The sequence below is a fragment of the Gordonia amarae NBRC 15530 genome (assembly GCF_000241345.1).
Taxonomy (GTDB): domain Bacteria; phylum Actinomycetota; class Actinomycetes; order Mycobacteriales; family Mycobacteriaceae; genus Gordonia; species Gordonia amarae.
Genome location: NZ_BAED01000061.1, coordinates 1 through 15857, shown reverse-complemented (window position 1 = coordinate 15857; position 15857 = coordinate 1). Strand labels below are relative to the sequence as shown.

The 15857-nt window shown below is 67.2% G+C and carries 17 protein-coding genes and 3 tRNA genes; 9 read left to right on the top strand and 11 right to left on the bottom strand.

The features are described 5' to 3' along the window. The first annotated feature begins 135 nt into the window (after window positions 1-135). The 4 genes from GOAMR_RS17355 (at window position 136) to GOAMR_RS17340 (ending at window position 2219) form a co-directional block, all read left to right on the top strand. Window positions 136-208: transfer RNA gene (locus tag GOAMR_RS17355), tRNA-Glu, on the top strand. Between the two features lie 42 nt (window positions 209-250). Beyond that, a tRNA-Asp gene (locus tag GOAMR_RS17350) sits at window positions 251-327 on the top strand. A 28-nt stretch (window positions 328-355) separates the two neighbouring features. Beyond that, a tRNA-Phe gene (locus GOAMR_RS17345) sits at window positions 356-432 on the top strand. A 164-nt stretch (window positions 433-596) separates the two neighbouring features. Next, window positions 597-2219, top strand: coding sequence for an AMP-binding protein (locus GOAMR_RS17340; RefSeq protein WP_005190858.1), 1623 nt, complete (start codon window positions 597-599; stop codon window positions 2217-2219). Between the two features lie 14 nt (window positions 2220-2233). Here GOAMR_RS17340 and GOAMR_RS17335 read toward each other — a convergent pair whose 3' ends face one another. From GOAMR_RS17335 to GOAMR_RS17320, 4 genes are all read right to left on the bottom strand, one after another. Next, on the bottom strand, window positions 2234-2662 hold the full coding sequence (locus tag GOAMR_RS17335; protein WP_005190855.1) for a type II toxin-antitoxin system VapC family toxin: 429 nt from the start codon (window positions 2660-2662) through the stop codon (window positions 2234-2236). Next, window positions 2659-2877, bottom strand: coding sequence for a hypothetical protein (locus GOAMR_RS17330; RefSeq protein WP_040515730.1), 219 nt, complete (start codon window positions 2875-2877; stop codon window positions 2659-2661). Before GOAMR_RS17330 ends, GOAMR_RS17335 begins: the two co-directional genes overlap by 4 nt. A gap of 86 nt (window positions 2878-2963) precedes the next feature. Continuing rightward, window positions 2964-3224 carry a metal-sensitive transcriptional regulator gene (locus tag GOAMR_RS17325; protein ID WP_005190849.1) on the bottom strand — a complete coding sequence of 87 codons (261 nt, stop codon included), beginning with the start codon at window positions 3222-3224 and terminating at the stop codon, window positions 2964-2966. Continuing rightward, window positions 3221-3622 carry a DUF302 domain-containing protein gene (locus GOAMR_RS17320; RefSeq protein ID WP_005190844.1) on the bottom strand — a complete coding sequence of 134 codons (402 nt, stop codon included), beginning with the start codon at window positions 3620-3622 and terminating at the stop codon, window positions 3221-3223. Before GOAMR_RS17320 ends, GOAMR_RS17325 begins: the two co-directional genes overlap by 4 nt. Before the next feature lie 315 nt (window positions 3623-3937). Here GOAMR_RS17320 and GOAMR_RS17315 point away from each other — a divergent pair, with 315 nt between their 5' ends. The 3 genes from GOAMR_RS17315 (at window position 3938) to GOAMR_RS17310 (ending at window position 5321) form a co-directional block, all read left to right on the top strand. Beyond that, the gene (locus tag GOAMR_RS17315) at window positions 3938-4318 is read left to right on the top strand and encodes a carboxymuconolactone decarboxylase family protein (RefSeq protein WP_005190842.1); all 381 of its coding nucleotides are present in this window, start codon (window positions 3938-3940) and stop codon (window positions 4316-4318) included. Window positions 4319-4345: 27 nt separating this feature from the next. After that, window positions 4346-4513 carry a DUF8730 family Cys-rich protein gene (locus GOAMR_RS25980; protein ID WP_005190838.1) on the top strand — a complete coding sequence of 56 codons (168 nt, stop codon included), beginning with the start codon at window positions 4346-4348 and terminating at the stop codon, window positions 4511-4513. Window positions 4514-4721: 208 nt separating this feature from the next. After that, a complete protein-coding gene (locus tag GOAMR_RS17310) occupies window positions 4722-5321 on the top strand; it encodes a dihydrofolate reductase family protein (RefSeq protein ID WP_005190834.1) in 600 nt (199 codons plus the stop codon). A gap of 1 nt (window position 5322) precedes the next feature. Here the strand turns inward: GOAMR_RS17310 and GOAMR_RS17305 are convergent, their stop codons facing one another. From GOAMR_RS17305 to GOAMR_RS17275, 7 genes are all read right to left on the bottom strand, one after another. Beyond that, complete coding sequence (locus GOAMR_RS17305) at window positions 5323-6867, bottom strand: ferredoxin reductase domain-containing protein (protein WP_005190832.1); 1545 nt, start codon at window positions 6865-6867, stop codon at window positions 5323-5325. Then, complete coding sequence (locus GOAMR_RS17300) at window positions 6864-7751, bottom strand: FAD:protein FMN transferase (protein WP_040515727.1); 888 nt, start codon at window positions 7749-7751, stop codon at window positions 6864-6866. Before GOAMR_RS17300 ends, GOAMR_RS17305 begins: the two co-directional genes overlap by 4 nt. Window positions 7752-7863: 112 nt before the next feature. After that, window positions 7864-9948: an AMP-binding protein gene (locus GOAMR_RS17295; protein WP_005190827.1), complete on the bottom strand. Its 2085-nt coding sequence runs from the start codon at window positions 9946-9948 to the stop codon at window positions 7864-7866. Further along, window positions 9945-10823 carry a 1-acyl-sn-glycerol-3-phosphate acyltransferase gene (locus tag GOAMR_RS17290; protein WP_005190825.1) on the bottom strand — a complete coding sequence of 293 codons (879 nt, stop codon included), beginning with the start codon at window positions 10821-10823 and terminating at the stop codon, window positions 9945-9947. Before GOAMR_RS17290 ends, GOAMR_RS17295 begins: the two co-directional genes overlap by 4 nt. A gap of 132 nt (window positions 10824-10955) precedes the next feature. After that, on the bottom strand, window positions 10956-11714 hold the full coding sequence (locus GOAMR_RS17285) for an IclR family transcriptional regulator (protein ID WP_005190823.1): 759 nt from the start codon (window positions 11712-11714) through the stop codon (window positions 10956-10958). A gap of 17 nt (window positions 11715-11731) precedes the next feature. Next, window positions 11732-12925, bottom strand: coding sequence for a cytochrome P450 (locus tag GOAMR_RS17280; protein WP_005190821.1), 1194 nt, complete (start codon window positions 12923-12925; stop codon window positions 11732-11734). Between the two features lie 15 nt (window positions 12926-12940). Next, entirely contained in the window at window positions 12941-13912 is a 972-nt protein-coding gene (locus tag GOAMR_RS17275) for a PDR/VanB family oxidoreductase (protein ID WP_005190819.1), read from the bottom strand. A gap of 147 nt (window positions 13913-14059) precedes the next feature. Between GOAMR_RS17275 and GOAMR_RS17270 the strand changes: the two genes are divergently transcribed. Together GOAMR_RS17270 and GOAMR_RS17265 are read left to right on the top strand one after the other, a co-directional pair. Beyond that, window positions 14060-15244: a 4-hydroxybenzoate 3-monooxygenase gene (locus tag GOAMR_RS17270; protein ID WP_005190818.1), complete on the top strand. Its 1185-nt coding sequence runs from the start codon at window positions 14060-14062 to the stop codon at window positions 15242-15244. Window positions 15245-15306: 62 nt separating this feature from the next. Beyond that, a partial coding sequence (locus GOAMR_RS17265; RefSeq protein WP_005190815.1) for a dioxygenase family protein occupies window positions 15307-15857 on the top strand: 551 nt, incomplete at its 3' end.

Genomic DNA, 15857 nt, shown 5'->3' with positions numbered 1-15857 from the left:
CCGCAGCCTAACGACTGCACGGAAGCGGCGATTCAGAACGCCCGCGGTACCGTCTTGACCTGCTGGTTTGGGAAATATCAGGGTGGTGTCATAAGCTTGCCTAGCTCCTTCGGGAGTGGCTCCCAACGGGAACCGGCCCCCTTCGTCTAGCGGCCTAGGACGCCGCCCTTTCAAGGCGGTAGCGCGGGTTCGAATCCCGTAGGGGGTACGCTGCACAAGCCCCTTGCGGGTGCGGGCAACAACAGAATATGGCCCTGTGGCGCAGTTGGTTAGCGCGCCGCCCTGTCACGGCGGAGGTCGCGGGTTCGAGTCCCGTCAGGGTCGCCAAAAGGTTTCGGTTTTCACCGGGCCTTCCGGCCAGGTAGCTCAGTTGGTACGAGCGTCCGCCTGAAAAGCGGAAGGTCGCCGGTTCGATCCCGGCCCTGGCCACCATCACCACCCACCCGTTTCGGGTGGGTTTTGTGTTTTCCGGATAGTACTGTTCACCGATCGGGTGGGACCGTTCATCGCATCGGGCGATGTGATCCTGCCGGTGTGACCCGCCACGTCGTAGGGTGGGACAGTTGTCAGGTTCACAGGCGTACCAGGAGGAAGACATGTCGACGACCAGCACTCCCGTTCCGAACCGGTCCGAGATGAGTCCCCTGCGCTTCCTGGAACGCTCGGCGAACGTCTTCCCCGACCGCGCCGCCATCGTCTATGGCGAACGCACCTACACCTACGCCGAGTTCGCCGATGAGACGCAGCGCCTGGCCCGGGTCCTGGCGTCGAAGATTGAGCCGGGAGACCGCGTGGCCTACCTGGCCCCGAACATCCCCGAGATGTTGATCGCCCACTTCGCGGTGCCGCTGGCGGGCGGCGTGCTGGTGGCTCTCAACTCCCGGCTTGCCGGCGCCGAACTGGCGTACATCCTCAATCACTCCGAGGCGACGATCCTGGTGGCCGATTCCGAGTTCCACTCGACGGTCGCCGCGATCGCCGACGTCATCCCGAGCCTGCACACCGTCGTCGAGGTCGAGGATCCCGAATTCGGGACGCCCGCCGGGGTCGAGGAGATCGAGGGCCTCGTCTCTTACGCCGAATTCCTTTCCGGTGCCGGGGATCTGCCCGCCCGACCGTGGACCGTCGACGACGAGAACACCGTCATCACCATCAACTACACCTCGGGCACCACCGGAAAACCCAAGGGCGTCATGTACACCCACCGCGGCGCCTACCTGAACTCGTTCGGGGAGACCTTCCACAACCAGTTCACCGGGCACACCCGCTACCTGTGGACACTGCCGATGTTCCACTGCAACGGCTGGTGCACACCGTGGGCGGTGACCGCCGCGTCGGGCACCCACATCTGTCTGCGGGCGGTGCGTGCCGATGCCATCTGGTCGGCCATCGACGACCTCGGCGCCACCCACATGTGCGGTGCCCCGACGGTGTGCACGACGATCGTCGGCGCCGAGCAGGCACACGAACTGGATCGGCCGTTGCGCATCACCACCGCCGGCGCACCGCCGTCGCCGACAGTGATCGGCCAGCTCAGCGCCATCGGCATCACGGTGGTGCATGTGTACGGCCTCACCGAGGTGTACGGCCCGTTCACCATCTGTGAATACCAGGACGCCTGGGACGACCTGTCCGCCGACGAACGTGCGAAGAAGCTGTCCCGGCAGGGTGTGTCGATGGTGCAGGCAGAAGACGTGCGCGTCATCGACCGCGAACAGCAAGGCCTTGTCGACGTGCCCGCCGACGGCGAGACAATGGGCGAGATCCTCCTGCGCGGCAACAATGTGATGGCCGGCTACTTCAAGGACCCGGCGGCCACCGCCGAGGCGTTCGCCGGCGGGTGGTTCCACACCGGCGACCTCGGTGTCATGCACCCCGACGGCTACGTCCAGCTGCGCGACCGCGCCAAGGACATCATCATCTCCGGCGGCGAGAACATCTCCACCGTCGAGGTCGAGCAGGCCCTCGTCAGCCACGACGCCGTGCTCGACGTGGCGGTTGTCGGTGTGCCCGACGAGAAGTGGGGCGAACGTCCCCGCGCTTACGTTCTGCTCAACCCCGGTGCCACCCTGACCGCCGAAGAACTCATCGCCTACGGTCGAAAGATGTTGGCGGGCTATAAGATTCCCCGCGACATCGTCTTCCCCGACGACCTGCCGCGTACCTCCACCGGCAAGGTGATGAAGTTCGAACTCCGTAAGCAGGCCGCGCAGGGGTAGCACGGTCGCCGCGGCTAGAACGTCTCCGGTAGCAGAGTGAAATGCCCGCCGAGCCTGGGGACCATCGAACTGAAGTGACGGCGGTCGAAAGTGGCGATCTCGTGAGCATCGTAGCGTTCGGCCACAGCCACCACGGAGGCATCCGTTCCGCCCAGTGGAAACGATGCGAAGCGCCGTACGAGCTCTGCCATGCGCGCGATGTCGGCGGTGGTGAGGTCGACGACTGTGAACGTTCCATCAACGATCGAGTCCAGGAAAGCGGCTTCCACCTCCGGACCACCGTGGTGATTGAGCCAGTAGCAGGTCTCGGCAACAACCATCGGAGACATCAGGATACGTTCACCCGCCATGAGCAGGTCCCGGAACAGGTTGTTCGCTGCGACATAGTGCTCGTCTCGGGTATTCGCCAGCGCCACCAGTGGCCCTGTGTCGCAGACGATCACCGGTCGCTGCCGAAACCCTGCGCCAGCGTGGAATCGATGTATTCGGGTGCTGATCCATTGGCCGGGCCGTCGGTGATCATTCCGGCGAACTTCGGTGGCCACCCATTCCGGATACCGGCCCCGGAGATCCTGCGAGCGTCGTGCAGTAGAGTCTCCACCTGGTCGTCGGCCATGCTTTCGATGAGGTGGATGAGTTCGTCGCGGCTCGCGGTCATGAGCACAGGGTATCCGAGACCCGCTGACAGGTGTCCACGATCGTGCGGCGGCGGTATCGGCTATCCGCGACGAACTCCGAGCCGTGCTATGCGAGGGCTAGGAAGAGTTTTTCCAGTTTCTTGCTGTCGACGTTTTCGGGGCCCTCAGTGGCGATGCAGTGTTGGAGACCCGTCGCCACGAGAGCGTAGCCGCTGCGGCCGAGGGCCTTGTTGACGGCGGCGAGCTGGGTGAGGACGTCCTCGCAGTCCTGGCCCTCCTCCAGCATGCGGATCACCGTGGCGAGGTGGCCGTGTGCCCGCTTGAGACGGGTGACGATGGGCTTGGCGCCATCTTCGGGGATCTTCACGCATTCACTCCTGTGAGGTTGTCGAGCATCGAGCCGAGCAGTGTACGGGCCTCGGTGGCCACGGCTTCGAGTTCGGAGCTGCCGGTGAACGCCGGCATGACACCGGGGTCCATGATCTCGACGAGTGAACCGTCACCGTCGGTGCTGACCACGACGTTGCAGGGGAGCAGGGCTGCGACGCGGGGGTCGGCCTGCAGGGCCTGAAGGGCCAGTTGCGGGCGGCACGCGCCGAGGATGATCTTGGGTGCGACGTCGACGCCCAGCTTCTTCTTCAGCGTTGCGGCGATGTCGATTTCGGTGAGCACGCCGAAGCCGACACCGGCGAGCCCTTCGCGGACGGCGGTCACCGCCCGCTCATAGGGCAGGCCCAGCGTGCGGGTCATGGTGAATTCGGTCATGTCGGCCTCCTTGCCGGTCCTTCCGTGGACAACTCCCATCATTGCATAACCCCCTGGGGGGATGCTAGGTTTGCGATGTCATATCCCCCCGGGGGGTTAATTTCCGGACTTGTCGCAAGGAGGGCACATGTCCAACAGTCACCACCGGCAAGTTCTCGCTGTCATGGGCAAAGGTCAGTGAGCACCGAGCCGGTGGCGCTGCGCCTGACCGGCCGCGCCACCTGGTCCTGCCCGGCGTGGATGGCAAAGATCCTGCCCGACATCAACTTCGCCCACAACTGACCCCGAACACACTCACCCAGAAGGAGACTCATCATGTCCAGCACCACGGAAAATCGCACAGGTGAATCCGGGGCGGCCACCCTGCGTAAACTGGGGCCGCAGCACCGGGCCCTGCGCAAGGCCATCCCCGACGTCTACGCCGGCTTCGGTGCGCTGGCCGCCGCGGCGTTCGAGGACGGTGCGCTCGACCGGAAGACCAAGGAACTCATCGCGTTCGCGATCGGCGTCGTCGAGGGCTGCGACGGCTGCATCGCCTCGCACGGGCAGGCCGCGGTCAAGGCCGGAGCCACCGAACAGGAAGCCGCCGAAGCGATCGGTGTCACCTTCCTGATGCACGGCGGTCCCGCCACCATCCACGGTGCCCGCGCCTACGAGGTGTTCCGCGAATTCGTTTCCGAACAGGCCGGACAGTAGCGGCGAGAAGCTGATAGGAAGTACGACATGTGTCAACCAATCCGATGCCGCGTCTGCGGTAAGACCACCTGGACCGGCTGCGGCAGTCACATCGAGGAGGTCCGCCGCACCGTGCCCGCGGCCGACTGGTGTCCGGGCCACGCCACCCAGTCCAGCCACGCCACCCAGTCCACCGGGGATCAACCCAGGTCCTGACAGCCGGAAACACCGGACAACCGCTGGCGACGCGACCCGCGTCGTCGGCGGATGTTGTGTGCCGTCTGCGCTCGCTCCCGAAAACCGCTTGCGCGGCGCCGGAGGTGCGCGTACGTTGGCCGACATGATCTCCTGAGCCCCCACCCACGGTCATCTCACGCCTGGCAATGCCGACGGCGCGCCATTTTTCACCCTTTGAGGGGCTCCCATGCGAAAGCTTGTTTATCTTGTCGCGACCACGATCGACGGCTTCGTCTCCGACGCCGCCGACAGCGACCCCACCGGAACCGTATTCGATCCCGTCGGCGCCCACGCGGCACCGCTGATGGCTGAATACCCGGAGATGATTCCCACCCACATCCGGCCCATGCTCGGCCTGACCGACACTCCGCCAAAGCATTTCGACACCGTCTTGGAAGGGCGCGGCTCCTACGAGATCGGTCTGGCCGGCGGCGTCACGAACGCCTACCGGCATCTGCGGCACCTGGTGTTCTCCACCACGATGACCGGCGTCGACGATCCGGCGATCGAACTCGTGAACACCGATCCCGCCGCGCGCATCCGGGAACTGAAAGCCGAAGACGGACTGGACATCTGGCTGTGCGGCGGCGGAACTCTGGCCGGAGTGCTGCGCGACGAGATCGACGAACTGCACCTGAAGGTGTATCCGGTCGTGCTGGGAAAAGGTGTGCCGCTCTTCGGGATTCCCACTCAGGACAGCCGTCCCGGACTCGACCACTTCACCCTGCGATCGGCCACGCCGTACGACAGCGGGGTGTCGCTGATGATCTACGACCGCACGCGGTGAGTCAGTAGCCGGTGAACGAGTCGGTGTGAATCCGCCACGGCCGCAACAACAGATCGCGGTGGGCGCGGGTCAGACGCGACCGGGTTGCGGACACGAAAGCGGGCACCCCGGAGATGTAGTAGCGGGGCAGCGGGCCGCCCGTGACCAGTTCCTCGGACAGTTCGACGATGCGGTCGATCGCCTCCGGTGACGCGTCCGGGTTCTCGATGATCACCACCCGCGCCCCGTGCGCGACGGCCTCATCGAGAACATCGCGGTAGACACGGCGGCTGTCGTCGCCGACCATGTGCACGAGCAGAATTCGCGACAGGTCGGCGCCGGCGGCCAGCCACGTCCGCAGCATCGAGATGTACGGGGTGATGCCGATGCCGGAGGCGATCAGCACGATCTGGTCGGTGGCGAAGTTTTTCGGCCGCACCACGAAGTCGCCGCCCTGGTTGTCGATGAACGCCGACTGCCGCTGTCCGATCAGCCGTGCTTTGAACGGTGACGGCTGCGGGCCTGTGGTGAACGAGAATTCGGTGGCGTCGGCACCGGACGGCGACGAGAACGAGAACACGCGCCGCGAACTGTGCCACACCGGCATCGACCAGCTCGGGGCGCTGAGGGTGGCCCACTGTCCGGGAACGAAACCCGGTGCGCCGCCGACCGGGTCGCCGGAGATCACGTAGGTGCCCGCCGCCGACGGGGCGGTGGTCGCCGACAACTGGATTCGGCGGGCCGACCCGGTGGCCAGCCGCACCGCGAACGCGAACAGGCAGCCCAAGGCGAGCGCGATCTCCGGGTCGAATGAGAACTCGTACGACGAGGTGATGTCGATCTTGACCTGGCAGTGCATCAGCACACCGACCAGCGCGCCGTAGGCGAGCAGCGGCCCGCGCCGGGCCGGCGAGGTCAGCGGTTCGGGCAGCATGATCGTGCCCAGGAACAGCACCGGCGTCGATGTGAGCCACATCTTCAGATCCGGCACCGCGGTGACCTGCCCGGCGATCAGCAGCGTGATCGCCGACGCCGCCAGATACACCGCGACCAGCTCCCACACCCGCAGCACCGTCACCAGCAGCGCCCCGATCACCAGCATCGGGATCAGCAGCGGCTCGGCCGCCACCCACCACGGGATGTACATCAGCCCACCGATATCTGCGTACGTCAGGGCGTAGCACACGACGGCACCCACCACGACGGGATTGACGATGAGGCGTTTGCGCCAGACCAGCACATACTTCGACAGCGCGGCCGCCGCGGCACCGATCGCCGCGGTCTTCCAGGTGGCGCTGTCGTTGGCGACCGGCATCACGAAGAACAGGATGAGTGCGGTGATCAGCCACGAATCCGAATTAGGCGGCACCCGGACGATCGCCGCGCACAGGTACGTGACCGTACCGCACACGACGATCACCGTGACCAGAGACTTGAGCAGCTCGGATGGGGCGTAGCCGAACTGGTCGTCGGTGGCGGCCACCACGAAGGCGCACGCGATGAGCGCGGCGAGTGCGACCAGGACAGCCCGGTGGCCGCTCAGCCAGGGCGGAATGAACCGTGTCATAGAAAAAGCTCCCAGTCCGGATTGTCCGAATAGTCGACGGTCCCATTGTGCCGGACGACCACGTAATCGAAGTCGGTGCCGAGCTGGGCCGACTGTTCCCGTAGTCGCTCGGGCGGGGTGAAGAACAGCGCCGTCGACAGGCCGTCGGCGAGCATCGCGGTGGGTGCGATCACCCACGTCGCCACCACATCCCACGTCGGGGTACCGGTCGTGGGGTCGATGATGTGGTGCCAATCCCCGTGCTCGCCCCAGGCCCGGCGGTTGCGCGCCGACGCGCAGATCGCACCCGAGCCCAGCGTCGCGACACCGATCGCCTTCGACGGATCGCCCGGATGCTCGAGGGCCACCCGCACCGGATCACCGGTGGAGATCACCATGTCGCCGCTGCCGTCGACGATGAAGCTGTCGGTATAACCGGCGACGATCTCCGCGACCCGGTCGATCGCGAAACCCTTCCCGGCGGCTCCGACGTCGAACACCGTCGCCGTTGTGGTGACGAGGTCGCCGTCGTGTGTGGCGATCACATCGTTCCAGGCAGGGCACGGCGAGATGCCGCCGATCCGGCGCAGCGTGTACTGCGCGTCGTATCCGGCGTTGACCAGCGCCTGCCCGACGAGCGGGGACACCGCGCCGCCGGTCACCCGGTAGAGCCGCTCGTACCAGTCGATGAGCGGTTGATCGCCGACCGGGATCGGGAACCGCCCGGGGCCGCGCGCCATGTCGGCGACCATCGAGTCGTCGCGGAACCTCGACCAGGTCCGGTCGATGCGTTCGAGCTCCGCGGTCACCGCGGCGGCGCCGGTTGCCGGCAACGGCTCGGGTGTGGATACCACCCATCCGGTGCCCAGCGCCTCGAACTCCCAGTCGTGAGGGGCGTCGGCCATGGCCAGCACACTACCGGCGAGTGGTAACCGCAGGCTTACCTATTGCTGTGAGTACGCTTGTGTCCGCCATTTCGCTGGTTGAGGTGCCCCGGCACAGGGGGCGCAGCAACCCTCAGCGGGCGGCGAGGTCGCGGCGCAGGACCTTTCCGGTGGCGTTGCGCGGCAACTCGTCGACGAACTCGACGTCGCGGGGCACCTTGTAGCCGGCGAGCTCGGACTTGACCAGCGACTTCAGCTCGTCGGCGGTCACCTTCTGGCCCTCGCGCACCACCACGAACGCCCGCAGCCGTTGACCGAACTTCTCGTCGTCTACTCCGATCGCGGCGACATCGGCGACCGACGGATGCCGGGAGATCGCGTCCTCGACCTCCTTGGGGAAGACGTTCTCGCCGCCGGAGACGATCATGTCGTCGTCGCGGCCCACCACGAACAGCCTGCCCGCCGCGTCGAAGCGGCCGACGTCGCCGGTGGCCATCAGGCCGTTGCGGCGCTGCTTGTCACCACCGCCCGAATAGCCGTCGAACAGTTGCGAATTGCCGACGAAGATGCGGCCGACCTCGCCCTGTGGGACCTCGGAGTTGTTGTCGTCCAGCAACTTGATGGTGGTGCCGCGGGTCGGCTTGCCCGCAGTGCCGGGGGCGCGGCGCATGTCCTCGGGGGTGGCGATGGTGGCGTTGGCGACCTCGGTGGAGCCGTACAGGTTGTACAGGTTCTCGCCGAAGGCAGTCATCCACCGATCCGAAAGATCGCCCGGCAGAGCCGATCCCGACGCCGTGACCACCGTCAGCGAGGACGTGTCGTACTGCTGGCGCACGTCTCCGGGTAGTTCGAGGATCCGTTGCAGCATCACCGGCACCACCGCCAGCGCCTGCACCTTGTGCTGGTCGATGGTGGCCAGCCACTGCTCCGGATCGAACTTCCGGACGCACACCAGGGTGCAGCCCAGTCCCAGTCCGAGCAGCAGGTTCGACAGCCCCCAGGTGTGGAATACGGGGGCGGCCAGTCCCATCTGCATACCGGCCTTGAGCGGGATACGGTCGAGCAGGGCGGCGGGAGCCTCCAGCGTCGGAATCGATCCGCCACCCGAGATCGCACCTCGTGCCGCACCTTTCGGTGTTCCCGTGGTACCCGAGGTGAGGATGGTGATCTTGCTGGTGTGGCCCGGCGTCGGCGGCGAACTGTTCGGGTAGGCCGCGGCCAGGGCGGCCAGCGACGTCGGTTCGGGCTCAAGATCGGTGCTCGCGCCGTCGGCGAGGACAGCCCTGCGGTTGGCGGCCGCCTCGGACACCAGGTCGGCGAACTCGGAGTCGTAGATGATCGCCGACGGCTGTTCGCGACGGCACACCTCGGTGATCTGGTTGCCGGAGAATCCGGTGTTGAGCAGCAACAGATCGGCACCGGCCTTGGCGACCGCCGCCATCGCCAGCACGAAACCGCGGTGGTTGCGGGCGAGCAAGGCCACGCCGTCCCCCTCGCTGACCCCGATCATGCGCAGACCGGCGGCGATCGATGTGCTCTGCCTGTCGGCCTCGGCGTAGGTGAGTGCGCCCTCCTCGTCGATGATCGCGATGCGGTCGGGGTGCCGGGCCTCGCCGATCGCCAGCAGCGACGCCGGGGTCAGTCCCCAGTTGCGTGCGGCGAACCCGATGCGCACCAGGCGATCCGGGCGCATCGGCGCGATGATGCCGGCTTTGGTGAGGGTGGTGAGATTCTCGACCTCGTCGGTGAGGCGGCGCGGCACCGACTTGCCGGGCGCACTGCCGATCTCACCCTCGGCCTCGGTCTTGATCGCGACGACCATGTCCTTGAGGACCGAGAACACCTTGGGGTAGGCGGCCAGGTCGGCGACCGCACCCAGCAGGCCCGGCGCATCGTAGGACACCCGCAGGGTGAGCGAGGTGCCGCCGCCGACGGCGCGCAGCCGCAGCCGGAAGCGGTGCGACACACCGCCATAGGTGGCCCACGCCAACTCCCGCGGCTCGGTGTACTCGGTGACGATGACGCTGCCGCCGATCGTGGCGCCACCCACCTGGATCAGCACCCGGTAGCGGGCGTCGAGTTCGGGTTTGCGGCCCGGTTCCTGGGCCACCACCTGCATCCGGGAGCCGGTGAACCGGGACAGGGACACCGGGTCGGCGCACAGCGCCCACACCTCGTCGATGGGGGCGGCGATGACTTCGCGATGTTCGATTTTCATCCGAGAACCGGCAGCTTTCGTTCGGCTTGGAGAGCGGTCAGCACATCCTGCATCTGGCCGACCACATCGTCGTACACCTTGTCCAGGTCGGGGTCCTCGCCGTAGGTGGCGCGCAGGTCGATCGGCGGCAGATACGAGATGGTGATCTTGGCGGGCAGCGGGATGAACGGCGCGAACGGCAGGGTGATCCCGAACGGCGCCGACAGCACGATCGGCAGTACCTTGATCCGCATTGTCCGGTCGAGGCCGAGGAATCGGGCGATGTTGTCGCCGCGGGCCAGGAACAGCGCCGTTTCCTGACCGCCGATGGTCACCTGCGGCACGATCGGCACGTCGTGTTTGAGTGCCAGCCGCAGGAAACCCTTGCGGCGGTCGAAGTCGACAAGCGCCGACTGCGACGTGGGCCGGTATACCTCGTAGTCGCCGCCCGGAAACACCTGCAGCAGCCCGCCGTCGGCGAGGACGGTGTGGCCGTTCTCCGGGTCGGCCTCGACGGTGCCGAACTTACGCAGCATCGGCGCGAGAGGCGAGTTGAGCACCATGCGGTGCGCGAGCTGATAGAACGGCCGCTGCGCCCCGAAGTAGGAGGTCACGGCGAGCTGGCTGATCAGTACCTCCGGCGACAGGATGCCACCGGTGTGATTGCCGACGATCAGTGCCGGACCCTTGGCCGGGATGTGGTGCAGCCCGCGTACATCGGGCCGGAACCAGGCGGTGATCAGCAGCCACATTCCGGGCAGCATCTCCCGGATCGCGTCGGGGTCACGGTCGTCGAGATTGCCCACCCGCAGCCGCGGCAGGAACCGCTTGACCTGGCCGGTCACCAACGACAGCACAGCGGGACCCACCCCGGTGCCGCCCGATTCTCCACTCATCCTCAGTCCCTCCAGGCATGCGTCATTATGGCAAGAGCAGCCGCCGATGAACGGTAGTCGCCGCTCCTCCGGTGCGTTGGTGTTTACCGAAAAATGGTCACGATCGTCAACAAGGTGAACGCGGTGTCCTCCTCACCTGCCGCGCTGTTGCGCGAGGGTCTCGGAGATGGCCTGCGCGGCGGCCTGCAGCGCGGGCAGGTGGTTGTGGGCGTTCGCATCGTTGGGGACGACGATCGACAACGCGGCGATGACGGTGCCGCGCCCGTCGCGCAGTGGCACAGCGATGCCGGTGGCGTCCTCGGTGAAGAAGCCCCGGCACAGCGCATAACCGCGTAGGCGGGTGTCGGCGATGATGCGGCGCAACTGCCCGGGGGCGGTGACGGTGTACGGGGTGAACCGTTCGAGCCGGCCGGCGAGCACCGTCTCGGCGACACCGGGCGGACCGTAGGCCAGCAGCACCAGCCCGGCCGACGACGCCGCCAGCGGCAGCCGGCCGGCCAGACGGGCGACATTCTGCACCGCGTTGCGGGCGATGAGCCGTTCGAGGACCAGTACGTCGGCGTCGTCGCGGATGCCGAGCTGCACGTTGTGCCCGACGATGCGGTGCAGCATCTGCATCACTGGCAGCGCGGTGTCCCGCAGTGAGAGCGCGGGCAGTGCGCGCGAGGCCAGTTCCCACAGATGCACGTTCACCCGCACCCGGCGTTCGGTATCGCGTTCGAGCAGCCGGTGTGTCACCAGTTCCTCGATGAGCCGGGATGCGGTGGCCACATGCAGGCCGGTGCGCCGGGAGATCTCGGAGACGGTCAGCACCGGGCTGTCGGAGTCGAAGCATTCGAGGATCGACACCGCGCGCGTCAGCACGGATTCGCGCGTCGGGCCGTCGGTCATCGTGGTGCTCTCACCTTTCAGGCATGCAGCCGGGCCGGGATCGACTCCCACGCCCGGAGCGTGTTGTTATGGTGCCGCACCGGCGGGCCGGTGAGTTCGATTCGGGAGATCCGCGTCGCCAGCGCCGACAGGATGGCCTCGGCCTCCAGCCGCGCCACATGCTGCCCGACGCACTGATGGATGCCCATCCCGAAGCCGACATGCCCGGACGGGTCGCGGCTCAGGTCGAAGGCGTCGGGGTCGTCCCAGCGCCGCGGATCGCGATTGGCCGAGCCGAGGAACAGTAGGATCTTCTCGCCCTCACCGATCACGGTGCCGCCGAGCTCGACGTCGCGGGTGGCGGTGCGGAAGAAGGTCTGCACCGGCGACTCGTAGCGCACCGCCTCGTCGAACGCGGTGCGGATCAGGTGCGGGTTCTCGCGCACCGCCTGCCAGGCGTCGGGGTAGGTGGCGAAGCAGTACAGGACCGCCGCCAGCCCGTGCACGGTGGTGTCCACGCCCGCGGACAGCAGCGAACGCACGATGGTGGGCGCCTGCTCGGGCAGAATGTCGCCACGGTCGGCGGCCTCCCAGATCTGCATGCCGAACCCGTCGGGGGTCAGTTTGTCGCGGGCGCACTGCTCGTTCACCCACGCCGAGATGCCGGCGATGGTCGGTTCGCCCTTGCGGACCAGGTCGTTCTTGGGGCCGAACGCGTTGAACAGATGATCGCCGTAGGGCAGCAGGTTCTCCCGGCCTTCGCGGGGGATGCCGACGGCGTCGGGGAACACCCGCAGCGGGTACGCGGCGGCGATGTCCTTGGCCAGGTCCACCTCGCCCCGGGAGATCACCTGCTCGACCAGTTCCTCACCGGCGCGCAGCCATTCGGCGCGCATCGCCCGCAGCACCCGCGGGGTGAGGATCGGTTCGAGGACGTGGCGCGGGGCGTCGTGCACGGGTGGGTCGGTCTCCAGCAGCAGACTCGGTGGACGCCACGGTGTTTCGGTGCGGAAGTTGCTCAGTCCCACCCCCGCCGACGATTCGAAGCTCTGCCAGTCGGTGAGGGCGGCGTGCACCTGCGCGTGCCGGCCGGCGGCGTAGACGCCGTAGTGGGGCAGGCGGGTGATCGGCCCGGCCTCGCGCAGCCGGTGGTGGAAGTCGGTGGGGTCCTCGAGGATCTCGTGGGAGAACGGGTCGTCGTCGAGTGCGGGCAGTTCGGTGGTGGCAAGCATGGTGGGGGCCTTTCGTCAGGCGTCGAGGACGAGCCGGTCACCGCAACTGCGGGACACGCACACGAACATCGATCGGTTGGCGCGCCGTTCGGCGTCGGTGAGCAGGGAGTCGCGGTGGTCGGGGATGCCGGCCAGGACCGGGGTTTCGCAGGTGCCGCAGGTGCCCTGGGCGCACGAGGACAGCACCGGCACGCCCGCCTCGCGCAGCGCGTCGAGCACGGTCACCTCGGGGGAGACCGTCACCACGGTGCCGGTGCGGTGCAACTCGACCTCGAAGGGCTCCGAGCGCACCGGCGGCGGATTGTCCTTGGGCACAAAACGTTCGATACGCAGGTGGCCGTCCGGCAGGTCGCCGCAGGCGGTTTCGACGGCGGCCAGTAGCGGCGCCGGACCGCAGCAGTACACCTTGGTGCCGGCGGGCTGCCCGGCGACCGCGCCGTCGAGGTCGAGATGCCCGAACTCGTCCTTCGGCCAGATCCGCACCTCGCCGCCGAGATCACTGGTCAGCCCGTCGACGAAGGCCATCGTCTCGCGGGTACGCCCGCCGTACAGCAGGGTCCACGGGACACCGGCGGCCGACGCGGCGTGCAACATCGGCAGGATCGGGGTGATGCCGATGCCGCCGGCGATGAACAGGTACCGGGTGGCGGGGGCGAGGTGGAAGTTGTTGCGGGGACCGCCGATCACCACCTCGTCGCCCACGGCCAGGGTGTCGTGGACGTAGGCCGAGCCGCCCCGGCCGTCGGGTTCGCGCAGTACGGCAACCTTGTACCGGTGCGCATCCCAGCGGTCGCCGCACAGGGAGTACTGGCGGGTCAGCCCGCCGGGCAGGATGAGGTCGATGTGGGCGCCGGGCGCCCATTCGGGCAGGCGACCGCCGTCGGGCAGTTGCAGGGTCAGGGCGCAGACACCGGCGGCGACGGTGGTCTTGTCCGTCACCCGCAGAGTGCGGAGACCGGAGGCGGGCTGGGGGCTGTTATCGGGCATATCACCAGGAAAGCGGTCATGTGACCTGAACCACTACAGCATTCTCATCAGGTGAGAATGTGGTGTTCCGGGGTCCGGGAGGCCCTCTAGCGTCACAATCATTCCGCGAGACCTCGCGGCCTGCAGCCCTACACCCAGGAGGAGTCCGTGAGCCGGACCGTTGAACACACCCAGGTCGCCATCGTCGGCGGCGGACCGGCCGGACTGATGCTGTCGCACCTGTTGCAGCGCAGCGGGATCGACTCGATCGTCATTGATATCCGCAGCCGCGCCGAAATCGAGCAGACGCACCGCGCCGGCATCCTCGAACGTGACAGTGTGCGGCTGCTCGTCGACACCGGCGTCTCGGACCGGGTGCTGCGCGACGGCTACGAACACCACGGCATCGAACTCGGCTTCGGCGGTGGCGGCTATCGCATCGACTTCAACGAACTGATCGGCGCGTCGGTGCAGCTCTACCCGCAGACCGATGTGTTCATCGACCTCGCCGACGCCCGCGCCCGCGACGGCGGCGACGTCCGGTTCGGGGTGAGCGAGGTGTCGGTGGCCGACGTGACCACCGACCATCCGGCGATGCTGTTCACCGACGCCGACGGGGTGGCCCGCGAGGTGCGCGCGCAGATCCTCGTGGGCACCGACGGCTCGCGCAGCATCTGCCGCAAGGAGGTGCCGGAAAGCGAACGCCGGCAATATTTCCGGGAGTATCCTTTCGCGTGGTTCGGGATCCTGTGCGAGGCGCCGCCGAGCGCGCCCGAACTGATCTACAGCCACTCCGACGACGGCTTCGCGCTCATCAGTCAGCGCACGGACACCTTGCAGCGCATGTACTTTCAATGTGATCCGACCGAGGACGTCGACGCCTGGTCGGACGAGCGGATCTGGGAACAGTTGCAGCGCCGCGTCAATGCCAACGGTTACGCCCTCAAGGAGGGGCCGATCACCTCGAAGACGGTCCTGCCCTTCCGCAGCTTTGTGCAGGAGCCGATGCGGTACGCGAACATGGTGCTCGCGGGCGACGCCGCGCACACGGTGCCGCCCACCGGCGCGAAGGGTCTCAACCTCGCCCTCGCCGACGTCCGGGTGCTGGCCGAATGCCTCGAACGCCATCTGCGCCAAGGGGATACCGCCGCGCTCGACGATTACGTGACCCGCGCGCTGGGCCGGGTGTGGAAGGCGCAGCACTTCTCCTACTGGATGACCACCATGCTGCACCGGCTGCCCGAGGCGAGCGACTTCGACGTGCGCCGCCAGATCGGTGAACTCACCTCCATTGTCTCGTCCACCGCCGGCTCGACCTACCTCGCCGAGGGGTACACCGGCTGGCCCCAATAGTTTTCGCCCTCCCGAGATTCAGCCCTCGTCACAGTCTCAGCCCACCACGAACAGAGGTAGCGATGTCCGACCTGACCGATCGCCTGTACCTGCCGAGCGCCACCCATGCGCCGCTGTACTTCCCGGACTACAAGACCACCCGGCTGCGCAGTCCCAGCAAAGACCTGATCCTCATCCCCGAACGGCTCGGTGAGATCACCGGGCCGGTGTTCGGCGACGGCGACGTCACCTCGGAGGAATCCGACATGACCATCGCCAACGGCGGCGAGGCGATCGGGCAGCGGATCATCGTGCATGGCCAGGTGCGCGATTCGAACAACAAACCCGTTCCCGACACTCTCATCGAGGTGTGGCAGGCCAACGCCGCCGGCCGTTACCGGCATCGCAACGACTCGTGGCCGGCCCCGCTGGACCCGCACTTCAACGGTGTTGCAAGGACTTTGACCGACGCCCAGGGCAACTACGAGTTCACCACCATCAAGCCCGGCGCCTACCCGTGGGGCAACCACCACAATGCGTGGCGTCCGGCCCATATCCACTTCTCGCTGTTCGGGCGGGCCTACACCGAGCGTCTGGTCACCCAGATGTACTTTCCCGACGACCCGTTCTTCTT

What these genes read in the sequence shown, in the direction of transcription:
- GOAMR_RS17340 (WP_005190858.1), top strand. Translation starts at nt 597, where the DNA reads ATGTCGACGACCAGCACTCCCGTTCCGAACCGGTCCGAGATGAGTCCC.
- GOAMR_RS17330 (WP_040515730.1), bottom strand. Translation starts at nt 2,877, where the DNA reads ATGACCGCGAGCCGCGACGAACTCATCCACCTCATCGAAAGCATGGCC.
- GOAMR_RS17320 (WP_005190844.1), bottom strand. Translation starts at nt 3,622, where the DNA reads ATGACCGAATTCACCATGACCCGCACGCTGGGCCTGCCCTATGAGCGG.
- GOAMR_RS17315 (WP_005190842.1), top strand. Translation starts at nt 3,938, where the DNA reads ATGTCCAGCACCACGGAAAATCGCACAGGTGAATCCGGGGCGGCCACC.
- GOAMR_RS25980 (WP_005190838.1), top strand. Translation starts at nt 4,346, where the DNA reads ATGTGTCAACCAATCCGATGCCGCGTCTGCGGTAAGACCACCTGGACC.
- GOAMR_RS17310 (WP_005190834.1), top strand. Translation starts at nt 4,722, where the DNA reads ATGCGAAAGCTTGTTTATCTTGTCGCGACCACGATCGACGGCTTCGTC.
- GOAMR_RS17305 (WP_005190832.1), bottom strand. Translation starts at nt 6,867, where the DNA reads ATGACACGGTTCATTCCGCCCTGGCTGAGCGGCCACCGGGCTGTCCTG.
- GOAMR_RS17300 (WP_040515727.1), bottom strand. Translation starts at nt 7,751, where the DNA reads ATGGCCGACGCCCCTCACGACTGGGAGTTCGAGGCGCTGGGCACCGGA.
- GOAMR_RS17295 (WP_005190827.1), bottom strand. Translation starts at nt 9,948, where the DNA reads ATGAAAATCGAACATCGCGAAGTCATCGCCGCCCCCATCGACGAGGTG.
- GOAMR_RS17290 (WP_005190825.1), bottom strand. Translation starts at nt 10,823, where the DNA reads ATGAGTGGAGAATCGGGCGGCACCGGGGTGGGTCCCGCTGTGCTGTCG.
- GOAMR_RS17285 (WP_005190823.1), bottom strand. Translation starts at nt 11,714, where the DNA reads ATGACCGACGGCCCGACGCGCGAATCCGTGCTGACGCGCGCGGTGTCG.
- GOAMR_RS17280 (WP_005190821.1), bottom strand. Translation starts at nt 12,925, where the DNA reads ATGCTTGCCACCACCGAACTGCCCGCACTCGACGACGACCCGTTCTCC.
- GOAMR_RS17275 (WP_005190819.1), bottom strand. Translation starts at nt 13,912, where the DNA reads ATGCCCGATAACAGCCCCCAGCCCGCCTCCGGTCTCCGCACTCTGCGG.